Annotated in this window: 18 protein-coding genes; 6 read left to right on the top strand and 12 right to left on the bottom strand. The window is 64.4% G+C overall.

Annotated features, from left to right (window positions below; all coding sequences use genetic code 11):
• Positions 1 to 38: 38 nt before the first annotated feature.
• A complete protein-coding gene (locus MTR66_RS15275) occupies positions 39 to 221 on the top strand; it encodes a YegP family protein (RefSeq protein WP_243922587.1) in 183 nt (60 codons plus the stop codon).
• Between the two features lie 309 nt (positions 222 to 530).
• Here MTR66_RS15275 and rnhA read toward each other — a convergent pair whose 3' ends face one another.
• Genes rnhA through ispH form a run of 3 tightly spaced genes read right to left on the bottom strand, consistent with a single transcriptional unit; the run spans position 531 to position 2,918 of the window.
• Positions 531 to 965, bottom strand: a complete 435-nt coding sequence (gene rnhA, locus MTR66_RS15280) for a ribonuclease HI (protein ID WP_243922589.1) — start codon at positions 963 to 965, stop codon at positions 531 to 533.
• A complete protein-coding gene (gene thrB, locus MTR66_RS15285; RefSeq protein ID WP_243922591.1) occupies positions 962 to 1,942 on the bottom strand; it encodes a homoserine kinase in 981 nt (326 codons plus the stop codon). Before thrB ends, rnhA begins: the two co-directional genes overlap by 4 nt.
• A gap of 13 nt (positions 1,943 to 1,955) precedes the next feature.
• Positions 1,956 to 2,918, bottom strand: a complete 963-nt coding sequence (gene ispH / locus MTR66_RS15290) for a 4-hydroxy-3-methylbut-2-enyl diphosphate reductase (protein WP_243922593.1) — start codon at positions 2,916 to 2,918, stop codon at positions 1,956 to 1,958.
• A 68-nt stretch (positions 2,919 to 2,986) separates the two neighbouring features.
• On the opposite strand from ispH, the gene MTR66_RS15295 reads away from it, so the two are divergent.
• A complete protein-coding gene (locus tag MTR66_RS15295) occupies positions 2,987 to 3,649 on the top strand; it encodes a hypothetical protein (RefSeq protein ID WP_243922595.1) in 663 nt (220 codons plus the stop codon).
• A gap of 3 nt (positions 3,650 to 3,652) precedes the next feature.
• Here MTR66_RS15295 and MTR66_RS15300 read toward each other — a convergent pair whose 3' ends face one another.
• The 6 genes from MTR66_RS15300 to MTR66_RS15325 all read right to left on the bottom strand — a co-directional run bounded on the left by MTR66_RS15300 (position 3,653) and on the right by MTR66_RS15325 (position 7,397).
• Positions 3,653 to 4,360: a lysophospholipid acyltransferase family protein gene (locus tag MTR66_RS15300; RefSeq protein WP_243922597.1), complete on the bottom strand. Its 708-nt coding sequence runs from the start codon at positions 4,358 to 4,360 to the stop codon at positions 3,653 to 3,655.
• Positions 4,361 to 4,431: 71 nt separating this feature from the next.
• The gene (locus tag MTR66_RS15305; RefSeq protein WP_243922599.1) at positions 4,432 to 4,878 is read right to left on the bottom strand and encodes a Fur family transcriptional regulator; all 447 of its coding nucleotides are present in this window, start codon (positions 4,876 to 4,878) and stop codon (positions 4,432 to 4,434) included.
• A gap of 165 nt (positions 4,879 to 5,043) precedes the next feature.
• A complete protein-coding gene (locus tag MTR66_RS15310; RefSeq protein ID WP_327194513.1) occupies positions 5,044 to 5,493 on the bottom strand; it encodes a Ros/MucR family transcriptional regulator in 450 nt (149 codons plus the stop codon).
• 163 nt (positions 5,494 to 5,656) lie between these two features.
• Positions 5,657 to 6,115 carry a GNAT family N-acetyltransferase gene (locus MTR66_RS15315; protein WP_243922603.1) on the bottom strand — a complete coding sequence of 153 codons (459 nt, stop codon included), beginning with the start codon at positions 6,113 to 6,115 and terminating at the stop codon, positions 5,657 to 5,659.
• On the bottom strand, positions 6,112 to 6,801 hold the full coding sequence (tsaB, locus tag MTR66_RS15320; RefSeq protein ID WP_243922605.1) for a tRNA (adenosine(37)-N6)-threonylcarbamoyltransferase complex dimerization subunit type 1 TsaB: 690 nt from the start codon (positions 6,799 to 6,801) through the stop codon (positions 6,112 to 6,114). The genes MTR66_RS15315 and tsaB overlap by 4 nt, the downstream gene beginning before the upstream one ends.
• A gap of 17 nt (positions 6,802 to 6,818) precedes the next feature.
• A complete protein-coding gene (locus tag MTR66_RS15325; protein ID WP_243922607.1) occupies positions 6,819 to 7,397 on the bottom strand; it encodes a NifU family protein in 579 nt (192 codons plus the stop codon).
• A 90-nt stretch (positions 7,398 to 7,487) separates the two neighbouring features.
• Here MTR66_RS15325 and MTR66_RS15330 point away from each other — a divergent pair, with 90 nt between their 5' ends.
• Complete coding sequence (locus MTR66_RS15330; protein WP_243922609.1) at positions 7,488 to 10,424, top strand: M16 family metallopeptidase; 2,937 nt, start codon at positions 7,488 to 7,490, stop codon at positions 10,422 to 10,424.
• A gap of 168 nt (positions 10,425 to 10,592) precedes the next feature.
• Entirely contained in the window at positions 10,593 to 11,966 is a 1,374-nt protein-coding gene (locus MTR66_RS15335) for a class II 3-deoxy-7-phosphoheptulonate synthase (protein ID WP_243922611.1), read from the top strand.
• An 84-nt stretch (positions 11,967 to 12,050) separates the two neighbouring features.
• Here the strand turns inward: MTR66_RS15335 and MTR66_RS15340 are convergent, their stop codons facing one another.
• The gene (locus tag MTR66_RS15340) at positions 12,051 to 13,199 is read right to left on the bottom strand and encodes a flagellin N-terminal helical domain-containing protein (protein ID WP_243922613.1); all 1,149 of its coding nucleotides are present in this window, start codon (positions 13,197 to 13,199) and stop codon (positions 12,051 to 12,053) included.
• A gap of 182 nt (positions 13,200 to 13,381) precedes the next feature.
• On the opposite strand from MTR66_RS15340, the gene MTR66_RS15345 reads away from it, so the two are divergent.
• Together MTR66_RS15345 and MTR66_RS15350 are read left to right on the top strand one after the other, a co-directional pair.
• Positions 13,382 to 15,268, top strand: a complete 1,887-nt coding sequence (locus MTR66_RS15345) for a CocE/NonD family hydrolase (protein WP_243922615.1) — start codon at positions 13,382 to 13,384, stop codon at positions 15,266 to 15,268.
• Positions 15,269 to 15,311: 43 nt separating this feature from the next.
• Entirely contained in the window at positions 15,312 to 16,061 is a 750-nt protein-coding gene (locus MTR66_RS15350; RefSeq protein WP_243922617.1) for an SDR family NAD(P)-dependent oxidoreductase, read from the top strand.
• On the opposite strand, the gene MTR66_RS15355 is transcribed toward MTR66_RS15350, so the two are convergent.
• Together MTR66_RS15355 and MTR66_RS15360 are read right to left on the bottom strand one after the other, a co-directional pair.
• Positions 16,054 to 17,499 (bottom strand): efflux transporter outer membrane subunit, encoded by a 1,446-nt coding sequence (locus MTR66_RS15355; RefSeq protein ID WP_243922619.1) that lies wholly within the window; start codon positions 17,497 to 17,499, stop codon positions 16,054 to 16,056. The genes MTR66_RS15350 and MTR66_RS15355 overlap by 8 nt on opposite strands.
• Before the next feature lie 14 nt (positions 17,500 to 17,513).
• Positions 17,514 to 20,699, bottom strand: a complete 3,186-nt coding sequence (locus MTR66_RS15360) for an efflux RND transporter permease subunit (RefSeq protein ID WP_243922621.1) — start codon at positions 20,697 to 20,699, stop codon at positions 17,514 to 17,516.
• Positions 20,700 to 20,701: the final 2 nt, after the last annotated feature.

Genomic DNA, 20,701 nt, shown 5'->3' on the forward strand with positions numbered 1-20,701 from the left:
TGCTCAGTTCGCAGTGGACCATTCACAGGAGATCCCAGATGGCGCACCGTTTCGAAATTCGTAAGAACAAGGCTGGCGAGTTCGTGGCCTATTTCTGCTACAATGCGGAAACGATGTTCTGGACCGAAGGCTATTCAAGCAAGGCCTCGGCGCAGAATGCCATCGATTCGATCAAGAAGAACGGCCCTGACGCGGAAGTGATCGACAAGAGCGCAGACTGAGCGTTTCTCCATGCCGCGGCGGTGGGCTCTGCATGCCCGCCGCGATGCGGCCGTGCGGTCGCTGCAAGTAGCCGGCAGAAGGGGACGCTGGCGCACGCCGGGTTGGACACCCTTCGACATGCTCAAGTTGAGCGGAGGTGGTGCAGATTTCTCGCACGATGCCCTGGGGTTCTGTGGGAATTCAGGTCAGGTGGAGCCGAGAATGGCGGATTTCGAGAACCGGCGCGCAGCTTACTTTATGTACGTGAGCACCGGAAGCGCAGAAAGCTGCCCTTCGCAGGCCCGCATGGGCTGAATTCCCGCAGAACCCTAGCCTGCGGCCAGCGCCGCATCGCTTGCAAGCTTGTCGACCCGCTCGTTCTCCACGTGGCCCGAGTGGCCGCGCACCCATTCCCAATGGATCTTGTGCGGGGCGGAGGCCTCGATCAGATCGTGCCACAAGTCGGCATTGCGCACTGGCTGCTTGCTGGCGTTGACCCAGCCTTTCTTCTTCCAGCCGTGGACCCATTTGGTGATCCCGTCGATCACATAGCGGCTGTCCGTGTGCAGCGTGATGTCGCACGGTTCCTTGAGGGCTTTGAGCGCCTTGATGACGGCGGTCATTTCCATGCGGTTATTGGTGGTTTCCGGATCGCCGCCCGACATTTCCTTTTCGTGCTGCCCCATGCGCAGCAGCACGCCCCAGCCGCCGGGGCCGGGATTGCCCTTGCAGGCGCCGTCGGTGAAAATGTCGATCTGTTTCATGCTGCAAAAACTCCCGCATTGCCCGGATCGGCATAGAATTCGAGCCTGCGTGCGAAAGCCATCGGGTCCTTGGGTGTGACGAGCGCGTCGTCCGGCGTGTTCAGCCAGTCGTAGGCGCGGGTGGCGAGAAAGCGCACGGCCGCGCCGCGCGCCAGCAGCGGCAGGGCGGAACGCTCTTCCGGCGAAAGGGGGCGCACGCTTTCGTACCCCTCAAGCAGCGCGGCGGACAGGGCGGGAAGGAACCGCGCGCCATCCGCGCTGAAACACCAGGCCGCGTGGGTGACTGCCACGTCGTAAGCTGTGATGTCGGTGCAGGCGAAGTAAAAGTCGATCAGGCCGGTGACGCTGTCTCCCAGCATCAGGACATTGTCCGGAAACAGATCGGCATGGATCACCCCGCGCGGCAGGCCGGAAGGCCAGCGGGCCTTGAGCGCGGCCAGTTCGCGCGCGACGATGCCGGCGAGTTCCGGATGGATCGAGGCCAGCCCGTCCGCCCCGCAATCGCCCAGCAGCTGCTCCCATGCCGAAAGGCCCATCGAATTGGCGCGGGTGCCGGGAAAACTCGCGGCGGCAAGGTGGACCTGGGCCAGCGCCGCGCCGACCGCCCGGGCCTGTTGCGGTGTGGGTTCGGAGACCGAGACGCCGGGCAGGAACTCGATCAGCGCCAGTGCCTTGCCGTCGTGAAAGCGGTGGCTGGCGCCGTCATGGTCATGGATGGTGCGCGGCACCGGGCATCCGCCTGCGGCAAGATGATCGAGCAGGTCCAGAAAGAACGGCAGGTCCGCCGTATCGGTGCGCGTTTCATACATCGTGAGGATGAAGCGCCGGGCATCGCCCTGTGCGTTCTGCGTCTCGATCAGCCAGTTGCTGTTGGATACGCCTTCGGCAATGCCTTTGGCCGAAACGAGGGTGCCCACATCGAAGGAAGCGATGATCGCGGCCATCTCTTCCGCGCCGAGCCGGGTATAGACTGCCATGCCTGTGGTTTCCTCAATCCAGGAGCTGGCGGGGCAGCTTGAAGATCATGCGTTCGGTGGCCGTCACCACTTCTTCGGCGGTAACTTCGCGCAGTTCCTTCAAACGGTCGGTGACTTCGTTGACCAGTTGCTCCGGCGCCGACGCGCCCGCCGTGACGCCGACGGTTTCCACGCCTTCCAGCCAGGCCGGATCGATGTCCGTCGCGCGCTGGATGAGCTGGGCGCAGGCCCCGGCGCGCTGCGCGACTTCGACAAGCCGCAGCGAGTTCGAACTGTTGGGCGCGCCGATCACGAACATCAGCTGGCATTCGGGCGCCACTTGCTTGACGGCGGCCTGGCGGTTCGACGTGGCATAGCAGATATCGTCGGCCTTCGGCGCGACGACTTGCGGATAGCGGGCTTCGATGGCCTTGATGATCGCGGCGGTATCATCGACCGAAAGCGTCGTCTGGGAGAGATAGGCCAGCTCGGTGTCGGGCGGGAAGGGCAGGGCGGCGACGTCCTCCACCCGTTCGATCAGCGTCATGGTGCCATCGGGAATCTGCCCGAAGGTGCCGATTACTTCGGGATGCCCGGCATGGCCGATGAACAGGATGTGGCGCCCCGCTTCCATCTGGCGTTCGGCCTGACGGTGGACCTTGCTGACCAGCGGGCACGTCGCGTCCAGCCATTCCAGCCCGCGCGCAGTGGCCGCAGCCGGGACCGCCTTGGGCACGCCGTGCGCGCTGAAGATCACTGGAACGCCATCGGGCACTTCGTCCAGTTCCTCGACGAAAATCGCGCCTTTGGCCTTCAGGGAATCGACCACGAACTTGTTGTGCACGATCTCGTGCCGGACATAGACCGGCGGGCCGTAGATCGTGATGGCGCGCTCGACGATCTCGATGGCGCGGTCCACACCGGCGCAAAAACCGCGCGGGGCGGCAATCAAAAGACGCAAAGGCTGTTTCGCGGGGGACGGAAAGGGCGCGTTCATGAACGGCCCTCTAGCGCTTTGCCGCTTGCGCCGCTAGGGCAAGCGCACGCCATTCTGAGGAAGTGATAATGAATGCACGCCGCCTGACTGCCACTGTTCTCTGTTCCGCTGCCGCGATGACCGCGCTGAGCGGGTGCGCCAAGAAGGGTGAGATCGTGGTCGATTCCGGTGTCGGCATCACTGCGGTGCGCAGCAAGTGCCCGGCCGTGGGTATTCCGGACTACACGGGCGATGTTACCCTGTTCGCCAAGCCGGGCGACAAGACGGCGGCGAATATCGATGTCGTCGCGTCGATGACCGATGTGCGCACCCAGTGCAATCAGGACGCCGGTGACAAGGTCTTCGCGCAAGTCTCCTTCCAGGTTCAGGCCCGCCGCAACAATACCAGCGGCGCGCGGCAGGTGACTCTGCCTTACTTCGTGACAGTGCTGCAGGGCGGTACGGCCGTGATCAGCAAACGTGTGGGCAATGTTACGCTGAACTTCGCCGATGGCGAAGCGCGCGCGCAGGCCGCCGGTTCGGGCAGCGTCTATATCGACCGCGCCGCAGCGACCCTGCCTGACGATATTCGCGAGCGTATCACCCGCAAGCGCAAGGCGGGCGATGCCGATGCGGCTGTCGATCCGCTGGCCGATCCGAAAGTGAAGGCAGCCGTGGCGCGGGCTTCCTTCGAAGTGCTCGTCGGTTTCCAGCTCAACGAGGATCAGCTCGCTTACAACGCCACCCGCTGAAGATCAGCGGCACCGTGCCATGGCCGAGGCGATGGCACAGCGGGCCGCTTGTGCCATCGTCTTGCGGTTGGCGCGTTCGTCTTGCGATAGCGGCTGCAGGTAAGTGATAGTCAGGCCGATAGGCCGCCAGCGCGCCAGAATACGCAGGGCATTGTCCAGGCCCGGTTCGGTGCCAGCCCAGGCGATACCGCGCGTCTCCGGGCCGTAGTCGAGCCAGATGGGCTGGACCGGAATATGATCAGCCTCGGTATCGAGTGCGGACAGCAGCGAGGATTTGAACGGAAGCAGTTCCGTGCCGTTCGATGTCGTGCCTTCGGGAAAGACGGCCAGCGCCCCGGTCTCGCGAAGGGCGGCGCGGACCTGCTCGATCTGCGCGGCGACGCTGCGGCGGTCATGGCGGGCGACGAAGACCGTGTCGTTGAGCTCGCACAGCCAGCGCAAGGGGCCGATTTCGGTAAGACCGTCATGCGCGATGAAAGCGGTGCCGGTGGCGCCCGCCAGCGCGGGAATGTCCAGCCAGCTTACGTGATTGGCGATGAAGAACGTGCGCCGCGCCGGGCGCGGGCCGCGCGTGCGGATGTGGACACCGGCGATCGCGGCAATCGTGCGCAGGAACCACCGGGGCACCGGATTGTGCGCCGTGAACGGTCTCAGCAGGTAATACAGCGGCAGACAGGCCATCAACACGGCCAGCATGGCCGCGATCCGCACGGCGACGAGGGGCCAGGCCCATGGTGCGACGTTCCGGCCCCGGACGGTTGTCAGGGGAGGCGTCGCCCCGTTCACTTGCGGGTACTGGTGCTTTCGCCGTCCTCGCGCTCGATCTTCACGCCGAACAGTTCCATGCGGTGGTCGACAAGGCGAAAGCCCAGCCGTTCCGCAATCTGGCGCTGCAGGGCTTCCAGCTCGGGGTCGACGAATTCGATGACAGTACCGGTTTCGACATCGATCATGTGATCGTGGTGGGCTTCGGGCGCTGCTTCGTAGCGGGCGCGGCCATCGCCGAAATCGTGGCGGTCGAGGATACCGGCTTCCTCGAACAGGCGGACGGTGCGGTAAACCGTCGCGATCGAAATGCCGGGATCGATGGCCGTGGCACGCTCGTGCAGCTTTTCGACATCCGGGTGATCGGTGCTGTCAGACAGGACACGGGCAATGACGCGGCGCTGTTCGGTAATGCGAAGGCCTCGTTCGGCGCAGAGGGCTTCAATGTCGATGGGCTGATGCACGTGGTAACCTGTCAAATGAATGCGGCGCACCGGTCATGTTAGGCCGGTGCGCCTGCAATCTCAACCATCATGGCGCCGTTGCCTTTGGCAAGGAGCAAGGGTTTGCACAGGAAAGGGCCGTCAAAAGCGGAAGACCGCCCAGGACCCGTTCCTGCACTGTAGCCTTTAGGCGGCAGCGGCGGCCTTGGGCTTGCGGCCGCGGCGCGCGTTGGGCTTGCGGCCCAGGCCGATCTTCTTGGCCAGTTCGCGGCGCTTTTCGGCGTAGTTGGGAGCAACCATCGGATAGTCGGCGGGCAGGTTCCAGCGCGCGCGGTATTCTTCCGGGGTCATGTTGTAGTGAGTCATGAGGTGACGCTTGAGCATCTTCAGCTTCTTGCCGTCTTCAAGACACACAATGTAGTCGGGCTTCACCGAAGCGCGAATCGATACAGCCGGTTCCGGCTTTTCTTCTTCAACCACGGCCGGGCCGCCAAGTCCGGCAAGAGCGCCGTAAACGTTGGTGATCAGCGAGGGCAGGTCTTCGACGGTGACGCTGTTGTTGCTGACATGTGCTGCGACAATGTCGGAGGTCAGGGTGATGAGCGTCTCGGTCATGTCTGTTTGAATATCTTCCACGTTATTTTCCTTATGAGCGACCATAGGACAGATTCTCAGACTCAATAGCGTCTGCGAGGACGGCCATTGGCCGATTTCGTTCTGTAGTGCAAGTTTAATTGGGAGCTTTTACGCAAACTCTCAAGCCGGGTGATTAATTTTGTCTGTAATCCCGGTTTTTGTATCATTCGATGTCGCAGGCGAAGGTAATGGCGTCGATTCTATCGCCGCCTTGAGTGCGGTAATAGTCGCGGCGTTCGCCGATCTGATAGAAACCAAAGGCCTTATAGAGCGATTCGGCGGGGTTCCCCCGGCGCATTTCAAGTAACAGCCGCTTTGCGCCGCGCTCTGAAGCACCGCGCCGCAGGTCTTCCAGGAGATAGCGGCCCAGGCCTTGTTTGCGAAACGCGGGTGAAACGCCCAGCAGCAAGAGTTCTTCTTCTTCAAAACCGGTGCGGGACAGGAAGAAACCGGCCGCGGGGGCGTCATCCGCCGGCGGCAGGCAGCCCGCCGCGGCAAGGCCGTAATGACAATTTCCGAAGTGCATTGCATCTTCGACCTGGCGGCGGTTCCAGGCTTCGCCGAACGCAGGGTCGAACGCGAGCGCCATGACCGCCATGATCCGGTCGATGTCGTCGATCATGCGGCGGGCACCGGTGCCGCGCCTCCGGGAAGCCGGGCATCGGGCGCGCGCCCGTAGAGCGGCCGGACGTCGGTGAGCAGGGCGCCAGGCGGCAGCAGGTGAAAGGCGCGCGCATCGGGCCAGGCGGGCATGGCGGTTCCGTGCCCGCGCGCGGCAACCAGCGCTTCGGACTGGGTGCCTGCGACAAGGTCTTCCGGCGTATCCGTGGCAGCTGCGCCGGGGCGCAGGGACGCCAAGGGGCGCGACGGATCGCCATTGCCGTCGAAGCCTTGCACGAACCACTCGCCGTGGCCGCCGGTCATGGCCACGCCCACTGGCACGGCGCCATGCGCATCGCGCGCGGCGGCGGCGACCATCGCGAGGCTGGAATAACCGGCAAGGTCCGCGCCCCAGGCGAGCGCGAGGGCCCGCGCGGCGGCAAGGCCCACCCGCACGCCGGTGAAGCTGCCTGGTCCCAGGGCAACGACGATATGGTCTGCCTTGCCGCGTCCGGGCAGGGCGGAGATCATCGGCACCAGCGCTTCGGCATGGCCGCGCCCGAGCAGGCGGAATTCACCGGCGGCCAGCACGCCATTTTCGAACAGTGCCACCGAACAGGCGTCGGTGGCGGAATCGATCACGAGAGTGCGGCCCCCATGCAGCTTGGTATGCAGCGCGGGGAGGGAGGCAGTGGTCTGTGTCGTCACGCTCTGTCCGCCCGGTATCAGGCGGCCCGGACTTCGGTGACTTCCGGCACGTAGTGCTTCAGCAGGCTTTCGATTCCGTGCTTCAGCGTGGCGGTCGACGAAGGGCAGCCCGAGCAGGCGCCCTGCATCGTCAGGTACACCACCCCTTCGCGAAAGCCGCGATAGATGATGTCGCCGCCGTCGTTCGCCACGGCCGGGCGCACGCGGGTCTCGATCAGATCGCGGATTTGCGCGACGATGTCGGCATCGGCGGGATCGTCGCCAAAGTCTCCCTCATCTTCGGCTGGCACGGCAATGCCGCTGGCATCGCCGCCTGCAAAGAGCGGAGCTTCGGAAACAAAGTGATCGAGCAGGATCGAGACGACCTGCGGCTTGAGGGCGGGCCATTCGGTGCCGGGCGCAGCGGTTATCGAAACGAAGCTCTGCCCGAAGAACACGCCGGTCACGTCGCCCAGATCGAACAGCGCTTCGGCCAGCGGCGAGGCTGCTGCGTCTTCGGGTGAGGTGAATTCGCGTGTGCCCGCAGTCATGACCTGCCGTCCGGGCAGGAACTTGAGCGTCGCGGGGTTGGGCGTGGTTTCGGTTTCAATATACATGGCACTTGCGATGTAGGTGAAGTGGCGGGATGGTCAAGTATCAGCGCTATTCACTGGCCCTTAAGGGATGCGCCCCCTATAGCTTGCGCGATGAAAAAAATTCCGCGCGCCGCTAGCTCGCTTGCTTGCCTTGTTCTTCTCGCCCAGGTTCCGGTTTCGCCAGTCCTGGCGCAGGATACTGCAGCACCCGCCGCACCCGCCGCACAGCCGGTGCTGCTGGCCGATACGCAGGAGCCCTGGCTCTACAAGAACAGCGATATCCCGCACGACAAGGCGTGGCATTTCGGCGAACTGCCCAACGGGCTGCGCTATGCCGTGCGCAAGAACGGCGTGCCGCCGGGGCAGGTTTCGATCCGCATCCGCGTCGACGCTGGTTCGCTCTACGAAACCGATTCCGAGCGCGGCTATGCGCACTTGCTGGAGCACATGCTGTTCCGCCAGTCGAAGTATCTGGCGGAAGGCACCGCGATTGCCGCGTTCCAGCGCCTGGGCGCGACCTTCGGCAGCGATACCAATGCGCAGACGACGACCACCGAAACCGTGTTCCAGCTCGATCTGCCCAATGCCACGCCCGCTTCGCTGGACGAAACCTTCAAGCTGATGTCGGGCATGGTGACGGCGCCCACGCTGTCCGCCTCGAACCTCAAGAAGGACTTGCCGATCGTGCTGGCCGAAATGCGCGAGCGCGGCGGTGCGGCCAAGCGCGTGCAGAACGCGATGCAGGAAGTGTTCTACGCCGGGCAGCCGCTTTCGGAACGCGAGCCGATCGGCACTGTCGCTACACTGGAAGCAGCGACGCCGCAGTCCGTCCGCGCGTTCTATTCTCGCTGGTACCGGCCGGACAACGTGGCGGTGATCGTGGCGGGCGATGCCGATCCGGCCATGCTGGAATCCTATGTGCGCAAGTGGTTTGGCGACTGGCATGTGCAGGGGCCGAAAACCCCGGCGCCCAGCTTCGGCGATCCCGTGGCGCCCAAAGGCATCGATCCGAAGAACCCGGTGGGCGAAACCCGCGTGCTGGTCGAACCCGATCTGCCGTCTTCGCTGATGGTGGCGATCCTGCGCCCCTGGCGGCAGGTGAATGACAACATCGCCTACAATCAGGGCCTGATGATCGACGCGATCGCACAGGCCGTCATCAACCGCCGCCTGGAAACCAAGGCGCGCGCGGGCGGCAGTTTCCTCTCGGCCTCGGTCAATCAGGACGATGTTTCGCGCTCGGCCGATGCCACTTTCATTTCGGTCACGCCGCTGGGGGATGACTGGAAAGCGGCGCTGCACGATGTGCGCGCGGTGATCGCCGATGCGGTCAGCCGCCCGCCGACGCAGGAAGAAATCGATCGCGAAGCGGCCGAACTGGACGTCGCCTTTCAGGTGCCGGTGGAACAGCAGCGCATCCTGCCGGGCTCCAAGCTGGCTGACGATCTGGTCAATGCGCTGGATATCCGCGAGACTGTGGCCGCGCCGGACGATGTGCTGAAGATTTTCCGCAGCTCCAAGCCGCTGTTCACGCCGCAGGCCGTGCTCGAACACACGCGAAAGCTGTTCTCCGGAACGGTAAAGCGGGCGCTGTTCACGGTTCAGAAGAAAGGCATGGCCACCGATGCGGCGCTGCATCAGGCGCTGCTCGAACCGGTCAAGCCGGATCAGTCCGTTCGCATGGCGGCGGAGGCCGCGCCGGTCTCGTTCGACAAGTTGCCCCCCGTGGGCACGCCTGCCGAGCCGGTATCCGACGTGCCGACGGGGTTGCTCGATATCGAGGAACTGGCCTTTGCGAACGGGGTGAAGGTTCTCCTCTGGCCCGTGGCGGAAGAGCCGGGCCGGGTGATGGTGAAAGTCCGCTTTGGCGGGGGCTACCGTTCGATCGATCCCAAGGATGCGCCCTATATCGCGCTTGGCCAGTATGCGCTTGTCGGTTCCGGGCTGGCGACACTGGGCCAGGAAGATCTCGACCGGATCGCGACGGGCCGCAAGATGGGCTTTGACTTCGATGTTCAGGATGCGAATTTCGAGCTTTCGGCCGAAACCCGCCCGCAGGATCTGGCAGATCAGCTTTACCTTTTCGCCGCCAAGCTGGATCTGCCCAAGTGGGATGTGAACCCGTTCCTGCGCGCCAAGGCCGCGGCGAAGATCCAGTACGATACATATGCCACTTCGCCGCAGGGCGTGCTTAACCGCGATCTGCAGTTCTACCAGCGCGGCAAGGACCCGCGTTTTGCGACGCCGGACCCGGCAGAGTTGGAGAAGACCACGCCCGAAGGGTTCAAGCGGGTCTGGAGCAAGGCCCTTTCGCAAGGGCCGGTCGAAGTGCAGATCTTCGGCGATTTCGACAAGGCGGCGGCAATCAAGGCGCTGGAAAAAACGTTCGGCGCGCTCAAGCGGCGCACGCCTGCCCCCTCCACGTCGGAACTTACCGAAGTGACGGTGCCCAAGCCTTCGAACACGCCCGTGGTGCTGCATCATCATGGTGATCCCGATCAGGCGGCGGCTGTGATTTCCTGGCCCACCGGTGGCGGCTCGCTGGGCATCCACGAATCGCGCCAGCTCGAAATCCTCACGCAGCTTTTCACCAACCGGCTGCTTGATGCGGTGCGCGAGAAGCTGGGCGTGTCCTATGCGCCCTACGTCTTTTCGACCTGGCCAGTGGACTTGCAGCAGGGCGGATCGATCACCGCGATGGCACAGCTTGATCCCAAGTCAGTGCCGGTCTTCTTCCAAACCGCTGACGAGATCGCGCAGGACCTGATCGCCAATCCGCCCACGGCCGACGAACTGGAACGCGTGACCGAACCGCTGCGCCAGCAGGTGACGCGCGCGGCCTCCAGCACCTCGTTCTTCATGAGTCAGCTCGAAGGTGCGACCAGCGATCCTGCGCGCATCGGCAGCGTGCGTTCGGTGCTGAGCGACTATACGGTGACGACGCCGGAAAAGATGCAGCAGCTTGCCGCACGCTATCTGGGCCAGAACAATTCCTGGCGGCTGGAAGTGATGCCGGAAAAGGACAAGGGCGCCGTCGCTTCGCGGTAACGGGCTCTACTCTGTACAGGGCTGCCGGGGAGGGGCTCCGGCCCCCGTCACGCAACCGATCACAGTCATCGGGCAAAGCGGCTTTGCAAAAATTGCCCGCGGGCGCTAATGGGCGCCTCTTGTTTTGCTGTCCGGCACGCGGCGTGCCGGATCTGAGGAGTAGAAAAAGTGGCTAGCAATTGGACCCCGGACGGCTGGAAGGCACAGGAAGCCCGCCACCTTCCGGTATATGGCGATGCGGAGAAATTGAGCGAGGTCGAGGCCACGCTTGCAAAGTTTCCGCCGCTGGTCTTTGCCGGCGAGGCGCGCGCGCTGAAGGACGATCTGGCCGAAGTGGCGGCCGGACGCGGTTTTCTGCTCCAGGGCGGTGACTGCGCGGAAAGCTTCGCCGAATTCAGCGCCGACAACATCCGCGATACGTTCCGCGTGCTGCTGCAGATGGCGGTGGTGCTCACGTTCGCCAGCAAGCAGCCGGTGGTGAAACTGGGCCGCATGGCGGGCCAGTTCGCCAAGCCGCGCTCGGCTCCGACCGAGAAGCAGGGCGATCTGGAAGTGCCCAGCTACTTCGGCGATATCATCAACGGTATCGAATTCGGCGAGGAATCGCGCCGTAACGATCCCGAGCGCATGCTGCGCGCCTATGCGCAGTCTTCGGCGACGCTGAACCTGCTGCGCGCATTCGCGGGCGGCGGCTATGCCAATCTGCGTCAGGTGCACCAGTGGACGATGGACCACATCGGCCGCAGCCCCTGGGGCGAGAAGTTCGCGCAGATGGCGGACCGCATCGGCGAGGCGCTGGAATTCATGGCGGCCTGCGGTGTCGATCCTGAAACCGTGCCGCAGCTTCAGGGCACCAGCTTCTACACCAGCCACGAAGCGCTGCTGCTGCCTTACGAGGAAGCGCTGACCCGCCGCGATTCGCTGACGGGCGACTGGTACGATTGCTCGGCCCACATGCTGTGGATCGGCGACCGCACCCGCTTCGAGGGCTCGGCCCACGTCGAGTTCCTGCGCGGCGTCGGCAATCCGATCGGCATGAAGTGTGGCCCTTCGCTGGAGCCGGACGCGCTGCTGCGCATGCTCGACACGCTCAATCCGGGCCGCGAGCCGGGCCGCATGACCCTGATCAGCCGCTTCGGGCATGAGAAGGTCGAAGCCGGGCTGCCCAAGCTGGTGCGCGCGGTGAAGGCGGAAGGGCATCCGGTGGTGTGGTCGTGTGATCCGATGCACGGCAATGTGATCAAGACCGACTCCGGCCTCAAGACCCGTCCGTTCGACCGCATCCTCTCCGAAGTGCGCGGCTTCTTCGCGGTCCACCGCGCCGAAGGCACTCACGCGGGCGGCATCCACATCGAGATGACCGGGCAGGACGTGACCGAATGCACCGGCGGCGCCATCGCCATCACCGACGAGGCACTGGCCGACCGCTACCACACCCATTGCGATCCGCGTCTCAATGGTGCGCAGTCGATCGAGCTGGCCTTCGAGATGGCGGACCTGCTCAACCTCGAAGCGAACGAGCGGCACAAGCAGGCCGCCTGATTTCGGTTCCGGCAATGAAACAAGGGGCGCGGAGGCTTATGGCTTCCGCGCCCCTTGCTCATGGGGAACCGGGCGCCTTCAAGATTACTTGAGCAGATCGAGTACGTTCTTCGCGTTCATGTTGGCATGCGAAATCATCGCGGATGAGGCCTGCGCCAGGATTTGGCTCTTGGCGAGCCGGACTGACTCCTCCGAATAGTCCGCATCCTCGATCTGCGAGCGCGCCTCGGTCAGGTTGGTCATCTGGGACTGGGCGACATTCATTTCCGACGTCAGGCGGCTGCTGGCTGCGCCGATATCCGCCCGGACGGCGGTGACCTGCTGCAGCGCCGCGTCGAGGACAGCGATGCCATCGTTCGCGTTCACTTTCAGCGGCGCATATGTGTTTCCATAGCTGTTGCTGTCCGTGAACTGGCTCTTGAAATTGTAGCTTCTGCTGCCCGTTGGCGAATAGGAAAGGTAGTTGGAAGGGTCTATATTCTGGGAGTGTCCCGGGTCTGGAATAAATCTGACGTCCACGCTGTTTGCGGCTGTTAGATCGATATTGGATATTCCCACAAATCGTGTATTTCCGCTGGAAAAGCCCATGTCCTTTCCGAGATAGGCGAAATTGTCGCTCTTGCTGTAGAGTGTGTCCAGCGACGTTTCGACGACATCGCCCGAGTCCGCACCGCTCTGGATTTCGAAGTCTGCGTTACCGGTCTGGTATGGGCCTTGAAACGAACGTCCGCCGTTTATGCGGCGGGTTTCCTCGTCCTCGTAATAGTTACCGGGGACGTAGTAGTAATTGCTGTCGGCCGTATGCCCGTTGCTTGTATCCGAAAACAGCGCATTCCCGTTGAAATCGCTGTTGCCCAGGATCGAATTGACCTGCTGGACCGAGTGATCCATCTCGATTTGCAGCGCGGCGCGGTCACTGGTTGAATATGTCCCGCTCGCTGCCTGCACGGTAAGCTCGCGCATACGCTGGAGGATGTTGGTCACTTCGCCAAGCGCACCGTCCGCGGTCTGCAGCATGGAGAGGCCATCGGAAATATTGCGCATCGAAACCGACAGGCCGTTGATCTGCGATGTCATGCTGGTGGAAATGGCAAGACCGGCCGCATCGTCGGCGGCGCTGTTGATGCGCTTGCCGGTGGAAAGCCGCTCCATGGCCTTTTGCTGGGCGGCATCTGCTGAATTCGCGGCCATGGCCGCGCGCATGGCGGTGATGTTCGTGCCGATAATTGTCATGTTCACTGTCCTGCGAGACCGAACCTTGATGCGTTCGCGCGGAGGGTTGAGAATTAGGGCTGCGTTAACCATCCGGGTTTTTCCCGGAGCAGGCCTTGTGGCAGGGCCTAAATCATGGACGGCGAAGGGAAACCTTACGCTTCCGGCTTGACCCTGCGGCAAGGGCGCTCCAACCATGGCGCATGAAACACCCCCTGATCGCAGCGAGCCTTGTTCTCGCCCTTTCCACCACCGCAGCGATCCACGCCGCGGCGCCCACTGACACGATGATGAACGAACTGGTCGAGAGCTACGACTGGGTCCGTCCGCAGGCCAATTTCGTGCGCCGTGTCGTCGATATTCCGATGCGGGATGGCGTGAAGCTGCACACCGTCATCATCTTCCGCAAGGGGCTGAAAGACGCGCCGATGCTGTTGACGCGCACGCCTTACGACGCGGAAGCGGCGACCAGCCGGAATCGGAGCCAGGACATCGACGAAGTCGTCCGCTATTCGGATCAGATCTTCGTCGATAACGGCTATATCCGCGTCTTTCAGGACATTCGCGGGCAGCACGGGTCCGAAGGCGAATATGTGATGAACCGGCCGCTGCGCGGGGCCCTCAACCACACCCGGACCGATCACGCGACCGATACTTATGACACTATCGCCTGGTTGGTGAAGCACGTGCCGGAAAGCAATGGTAACGTGGGCATGATCGGCTCGTCTTACGAAGGCTTTACCGCGCTGATGGGTACGGTCGATCCGAACCCGGCGCTCAAGGCGACGATCCCGCAGAGCCCGATGGTCGATGGCTGGATCGGGGACGACTGGTTCCACAACGGCGCCTACCGTACTTTCGGGTTCGATTACGATCTCAGCCAGACGGTGAAGCAGGGCGGCGGCGCAGTGCCCAAAGGCACAGGCGATGAATATACCGCCTATCTGAACGCCGGTTCGGCTATCGAATATGCCAAGGCCTATGGCCTGCTGAAAATGCCCGCGATCCGCAAGGTGCTGGAACATCCCACTTACGATGCCTGGTGGCAGGGGCAGGCGGTCGACAAGCAGCTTGCCAAGCGCCCGCTGACGGTGCCGATGCTGCTGCTTGTCGGCGAGTGGGATCAGGAAGACAGCTATGGCGCGCCCGCCGTCTATCAGGCGCTGGAGCCCAAGGACGTCAATAACGATATGGTCAGCCTGGCCATCGGCCCCTGGCGCCATTCGGGCGTGAACTATGTGGGGCGCTCATTGGGGCCGCTCCAGTTCGCGGGCGATACCGCCAAGCAGTTCCGCGAGCGCTATGAACTGCCGTTCCTCGATTGCCACCTGAAGACCCAGGCGCCCAAGTGCGACACGCCGCCGGTAATTACTTACGCGACGGGCGCCGACCGCTGGGAAGTTTCGCAGAAGTGGCCCGACGGCACCTACACGCCGCTTTACCTCGGCGCCAAGGCCTCGCTGTCCTTCACTAAGCCGGACGCGGGCAGCGACAGCTATGTGTCCGACCCGGCCAAGCCGGTGCCGATGCTGCCGCGCCCGATCCACATGGAAGGCAATGAGTGGAAAGAGTGGCTGGTGCATGACCAGCGCTTCGTCGACGGGCGGCCCGACGTGATGACGTATTCCACCGGCGTGCTCAGCAAGCCGGTGCATATCAAGGGTGCGCCGAAGGTGGATCTTCATGCCTCCACTACCGGGCAGGACAGCGACTTCGTGGTGAAGCTGATCGACGTCTATCCAGAGGAGAACTCGGCCAATCCGGTGATGGCGGGATACGAACTGCCGATGGGGATCGAGATCTTCCGGGGGCGCTACGTCCACGGCTTCGCTACCCCGGCGCCGCTGGAGCCGGGCAAGACCTATGCCTTCAAGTGGTCGCTGCCCAATGTCGATCACGTGTTCCTGCCGGGGCACAGGATCATGGTGCAGGTGCAGTCGAGCCTGTTCCCGCTCTATGACCGCAACCCGCAGAGCTGGGTGCCATCGATCATGGATGCGATGCCCAAGGACTATGTGAAGGCGACCGAAACGGTGCATTATGGTGGCGATGCAGCCAGTGCCGTCTGGCTGCCGATCACGGGGGACTGAGGGCGAGAAACATCCCCTGTCCGCCTGAAAGGGAGAGCAGGGGATGAGCGGACCATTTGATCTGTCCGGGCGCGTGGCGCTCGTTACCGGCGGGGCCAGCGGCATCGGTGCGGGCATTTGCGAAATGCTCACCGAAGCCGGGGCCACGGTGGTGATTGCCGACCGTGATGAGGCCGGTGCCCGCAGGCAGATCGAAGCCGGGGCCGCCGCGGATTTCGTGGCTGTGGATCTTGCCGATGAAGCCTCTATCGTGGGGGCCTGCGCGGAAGCGGTGGTGCGTCATGGGGCGCCGTGGCTGCTGGTCAACAATGCGGGACTGCAGCACCGCGAACTGCTGCTGGACGGCACGGCTGAGCACTGGCAGCGGATCAACGATGTGAATGCCCGCGCGCCGTTCCTGATGATCCGCGAAGTGGCGCAGGCGATGATCGCGAAAGGCGAGGGCGGGCGCATCGTCAATTGCGCCTCCTGCGGCCTTGTGGGGCAGTTCGTGCAGGGGCTGGCGGCCTATATGGCCAGCAAGGGCGCGCTGGCGGCGCTTACCACCAGTGCGGCCTTTGAACTGGCCGGGCATGGCATCACTGTGAATACCGTGCTGCCCGGCGGCGTGGGCACGCCGGGCGCGATCGGGGCGGAAGGTCCGCCGCCGATCGGCCCGGGCAATCGCAAGCCGCCGCTGGGGCCTTGCACACCGCGCGATGTGGGATCGGCGGTGCTCTATTTCGCCACGCCGATGGCGCGGCTGGTGACCAATCAGGTCCTTGCCGTGGACGGCGGCTTTACCGTTACCTGACTGTGCCTTCTGGCTCGGCGGCAGCGACCTGCTCGTTCTGCCAGTTGCCGCCCAGCGCGCGGAACAGGTTCACTTGCGCAAAGGCCACGTCACGCGTCGCCTGCGCATAGTCGGCGTCCGACTGCGCCTGCGTGCGCTGGGCATCGAGCACGTTGAGAGCGTCGATCTGGCCCCGGCGCTGACGGGCGAGGCTGACGTTTGCGGCCCGGGTCGCTGCATCGCGCGCGGAAGCAAGACGGTCCTTGCGCAGCAGCGCGTTGCGATAGGCGGAGAGCGCCGTCTCGGTTTCCTCCAGCGCGCGCAGCACGGTGCCGTCGAACGTGGCGAGATCGGCCTGCGCGTCCGCTTTGGCCCCGCCAATGCGGGCGCGGATCGCTTCCTGATTGGGGAAGGCCCAGGAGATCAGCGGCCCGACCAGCCAGCGCAAGGGCCCCGCGCCGAACACGCTGGTATCGCCCAGGGCTGTCGTGCCGACCGACGCGCCCAGCGTGATCTTCGGATAGAGATCGGCCGTCGCCACGCCGATCCGCGCGGTATCGGCGGCAAGGCGGCGTTCGGCGGCCTTCACGTCGGGGCGGCGCGCCAGCAGCGTGCGACCGTCGCCGACGGGGATCGGCTGGCCGACATCGGGCGTGGTGGTCCGCTCGCGCACCTGCGCGGGAAGATCCTGCGGCGTGCGGCCCGTCAGCGTGGCCAGGCGAAACAGCGCAGCATCGCGCGTCGCCTGCAGCGTGGGGATCGCCGCCGCCTGCTGCTCGCGAAGCTGGGTGACGCGGATCACGTCCAGCTTCTGGTTGAGCCCGTGTTCGAAACGGGCCTGCGTGATCCGCACCGAACGGTCGAGCAGGTCCACCGTGTGCCGTGCGACGGCCAGTTGCTCGGCCGCGCTAGTGGCATCGACATAAGCACGCACGGTATCGGCGACCACGGTGACGCGCACAGCATCGGCATCTTCCTGCGCGGCGGCATAGTCCGCGCGCGAGGCTTCGATCCCGCGCCGGACGCGGCCGAACAGGTCCAACTCATAGCTGACGGCGAATTCGCCATCCACGGTGCGCCGTTCGCGGTCGATGCCGGGCAGCACCTGACTCTCGGGCACGCGGCCATACGTGCCGGTGCCGTTGAGCGCGGTCTGCGGCAGCGCGTCCGAGCGCGATCCGCGCAAGTTGGCGCGCGCTCTTGCGATGCGCGCCACGGCCACGCGGACATCGGTGTTGGCCGCCAGCGCATCCTGCACAAGGCCGTTGAGCACGGGATCGTCATAGAGGCGCCACCAGGTGTCATTGGGCGCGGTGGCGGTGACTTCCGGGGACTGGGCGCCGACGAACGGCGCCTCGGCGGCGGGGGGCGCCACCGGCGCGACATAGTCGGGACCGGCAGCGCAGGCCGCGAGGCTGACCGAAGCCAGCAGCGCCGCGGCAAGGTTGCGCGTCTTCATTGCAAGGGTTCCTTTCATTCCGCCGGTTCCAGCGCGGTGCTATGATGCTCGGGGCGGCGCGGCCTTCCGGGGAAGCGGGCCGCCAGATGGCGGCACACCACGTAGAAGGTCGGCGTGAACAGCAGGCCGAACGCGGTCACGCCGGCCATCCCGAAGAACACCGCCGTGCCCAGCGCCTGCCGCAGTTCGGCGCCGGCGCCGTCGGCGATCACCAGCGGCACCACGCCCAGGATGAACGCAAAGCTGGTCATCAGGATCGGCCGCAGACGGGTGCGAGCGGCATCGACGGCGGCTTCCACCGGGGACAGCCCGCGTTCCTCTTCGGCCTGCTTGGCGAACTCGACCACAAGGATCGCGTTCTTGGCCGCCAGCGCGATCAGCACGACAAGGCCGATCTGGGTGAGGATATTGTTGTCCATCCCCCGCAGGTTCACGCCCAGCATGGCCGCGAACAGGCACATCGGCACGATCAGCACGATCGCCAGCGGTAGCGTCAGGCTCTCATACTGGGCCGCCAGCACGAGGAACACGAAGAGCACGGCCATGCCGAACACGATACCCGCGGTATTACCCGCAGTGGTCTGCTGATAGGCAATACCCGTCCATTCGTGGCCATAGCCCGAGGGCAGGGTCTCGTCGGCGATACGTTCCATCGTCGAGAGGGCCTGACCGGTCGAATAGCCCGGCGCCACGCTGCCATCCACTTCGATGGCGCGCTGCAGGTTGTAGCGCACGACGCGGTAGGGGCCGGTCTTGTCCTTGAAGGTGGCGACCGAACCGATCGGCACCATCGCGCCGGAGTCCGAGCGGGTCTTCAGGTTGGCGATATCCGCCGTCGTGCCGCGATAGGGCGCATCCGCCTGTGCGGTGACGCGATAGGTGCGGCCGAGCAGGTTGAAGTCGTTGATGAACGCGGAGCCCAGATAGACCTGCAGCGCTTCGAAGATCCGCTGCGGCGGCACGCCCAGAAGATCAGCCTTGCGCCGGTCCACATCGGCATAGACGCGCGGCGTCGCCATGTTGAACAGGGTATAGACCTGCTGCAGTTCGGGCGACTGGTTGGCCTTGCCGAGCAGCGGCCCGACCGCCTTGGCCAGTTCGCCATAGCCGCGGCCTTCCTTGTCCTCCACGATCATGCGGTAACCGCCCGGAGGGACGATGCCGTTGATGGTCGGCGGGGGCAGCAGGATCACCTGGCCCTTGTCGAAGCCCTGCACCGCGGCCTGCGCCTGCTGCATGATGCCTTTGTAGGTCACGCCCAGCTTCTTGCGTTCCTCGAACGTCTTGAACGGGAAGTAGATCGCGGCGGCATCAGGCGCCTGCGTGCGCGAGGGACCGTGGAAGCCCGCGAACATCACTGCACCGCGCAGCCCCTTGATCGGCAGGATGCGCTTGGCGATGTCCTGCATGGCATCGTCCGTGCGCGAGAGCGAGGAGCCCGGCGGCAGGAAGATCGCGGCCAGGAAGTAGCCCTGATCCTGCTGCGGCACGAAGCCGGCCGGGGTCGCCCAGAACAGGCCCAGCGTTGCCAGAATGAGGGCGCAATAGGTCGCCATCATCCGCAGCGGCCGCAGGACGAGCTTGTGGGTCAGCCGGGCATAGGCCTCGCTCATCCGCTCGAAGCCGTGGTTGAAACGGTCGGCGGCGGTCTGCAGCCCCCGTTTCCAGCGCGGCGCATCGGCGGGAAGCCGGTGCCGCTCGCGCAGCAGGATCGCCGCCAGCGCGGGCGAGAGCGTGAGCGAGAGCAGCAGCGAGATCACCGTCGCGGTCGAGATGGTGACGGCGAACTGCTTGTAGAACTGGCCCGAGATGCCCGAGATGAACAGCGTAGGCACGAACACGGCGCAGAGCACCAGCACGATGGCCACCAGCGCGCCCGAGACTTCGTCCATCGAACGGCGGGCCGCCTCGATGGGTTTCATCCCGTGCTCGATATAGCGTTCGACGTTCTCGACCACGACGATGGCGTCGTCGACGACGATGCCGATCGCCAGAACCAGCCCGAACAGCGAGAGGTTGTTGAGCGAATAGCCGAGCGCTGCCAGCATCACTGCCGTGCCGACCAGCGAGACCGGAATGGCGATGATCGGAATGATCGCCGCGCGCCAGTTCTGCAGGAACACAAGGATGACGAGCACGACCAGCACTACCGCCTCGAACAGCGTGTGGTACACGGCGTCGATCGACTGGCCGATGAATTCGGTGGGGTTGTAGATCACCGAATATTCAAGCCCGTGCGGGAAGGACTTGGCCAGTTCGTCCATCTGATCGCGGACGGCCTGCGCGGCATCGAGCGCGTTGGAACCCGGGCGTTGCAGCACCGCGATGACCACGGTGGGCTTGCCCGAAAGATAGGTGTTGGTGCCATAGTCCTGCGCGCCCAGTTCCACGCGGGCGACATCGCGCACGCGGATCTGGCGGCCGTCGGGATCGGTGCGGATCACGACATTGGCGAACTGTTCGGGGGTTTTGAGGCGGCCCTGCAGTTCGACGCTGACCTGATAGGCATTGCCCTGATCGTAAGGCGGCTGGCCCAGCGCGCCTGCGGAGACCTGTACGTTCTGCGCGCGCAGGGCGGAGACGATTTCGCCCGCCGTCAGGTCCAGCGCGGCGGCCTTGCCCGGATCGATCCAGATCCGCATGCCATAGTCGCGCGCGCCGAACAGACGCACATCGCCCACGCCATCGAGGCGGGCCAGCTTGTCCTTCACTTGCGTCAGGGCATAGTTCGAGATGTAATCGCGGTCGAACGTGCCGTCGGGCGATTGCAGGTTCACCACCATCAGGAAGTCCGGCGAGGACTTGCGCGTGACGATGCCGAAGCGCTGCACTTCCTCGGGCAGGCGCGGTGTGGCCACGGCCACCCGGTTTTGCACAAGGACCTGCGCCTCATCGAGATCGGTGCCGATCTTGAAGGTGACGGTGATCGTCACCTTGCCGTCGCCGGTGGACTGCGAGTCCATGTAGATCATGTTGTCGACGCCGTTGATCTCCTGCTCGATCGGCGCGGCGACAGTGTCGGCCACGGTCTCGGCGGAGGCGCCGGGGTATTGTGCAGTCACCGTCACCGTCGGCGGGACGATGTCGGGATACTGAGTGACGGGAAGGCCGAAGAAAGCGAGCGCGCCCACCACGGTGATGACCACCGCGATGACGCCCGCGAAAATCGGCCGGTCGATGAAGAACCGGGAAAATCGCATGG

The organism is Novosphingobium beihaiense, from assembly GCF_022832375.1.
In the GTDB taxonomy this organism is placed as follows: Bacteria; Pseudomonadota; Alphaproteobacteria; order Sphingomonadales; family Sphingomonadaceae; genus Novosphingobium; species Novosphingobium beihaiensis.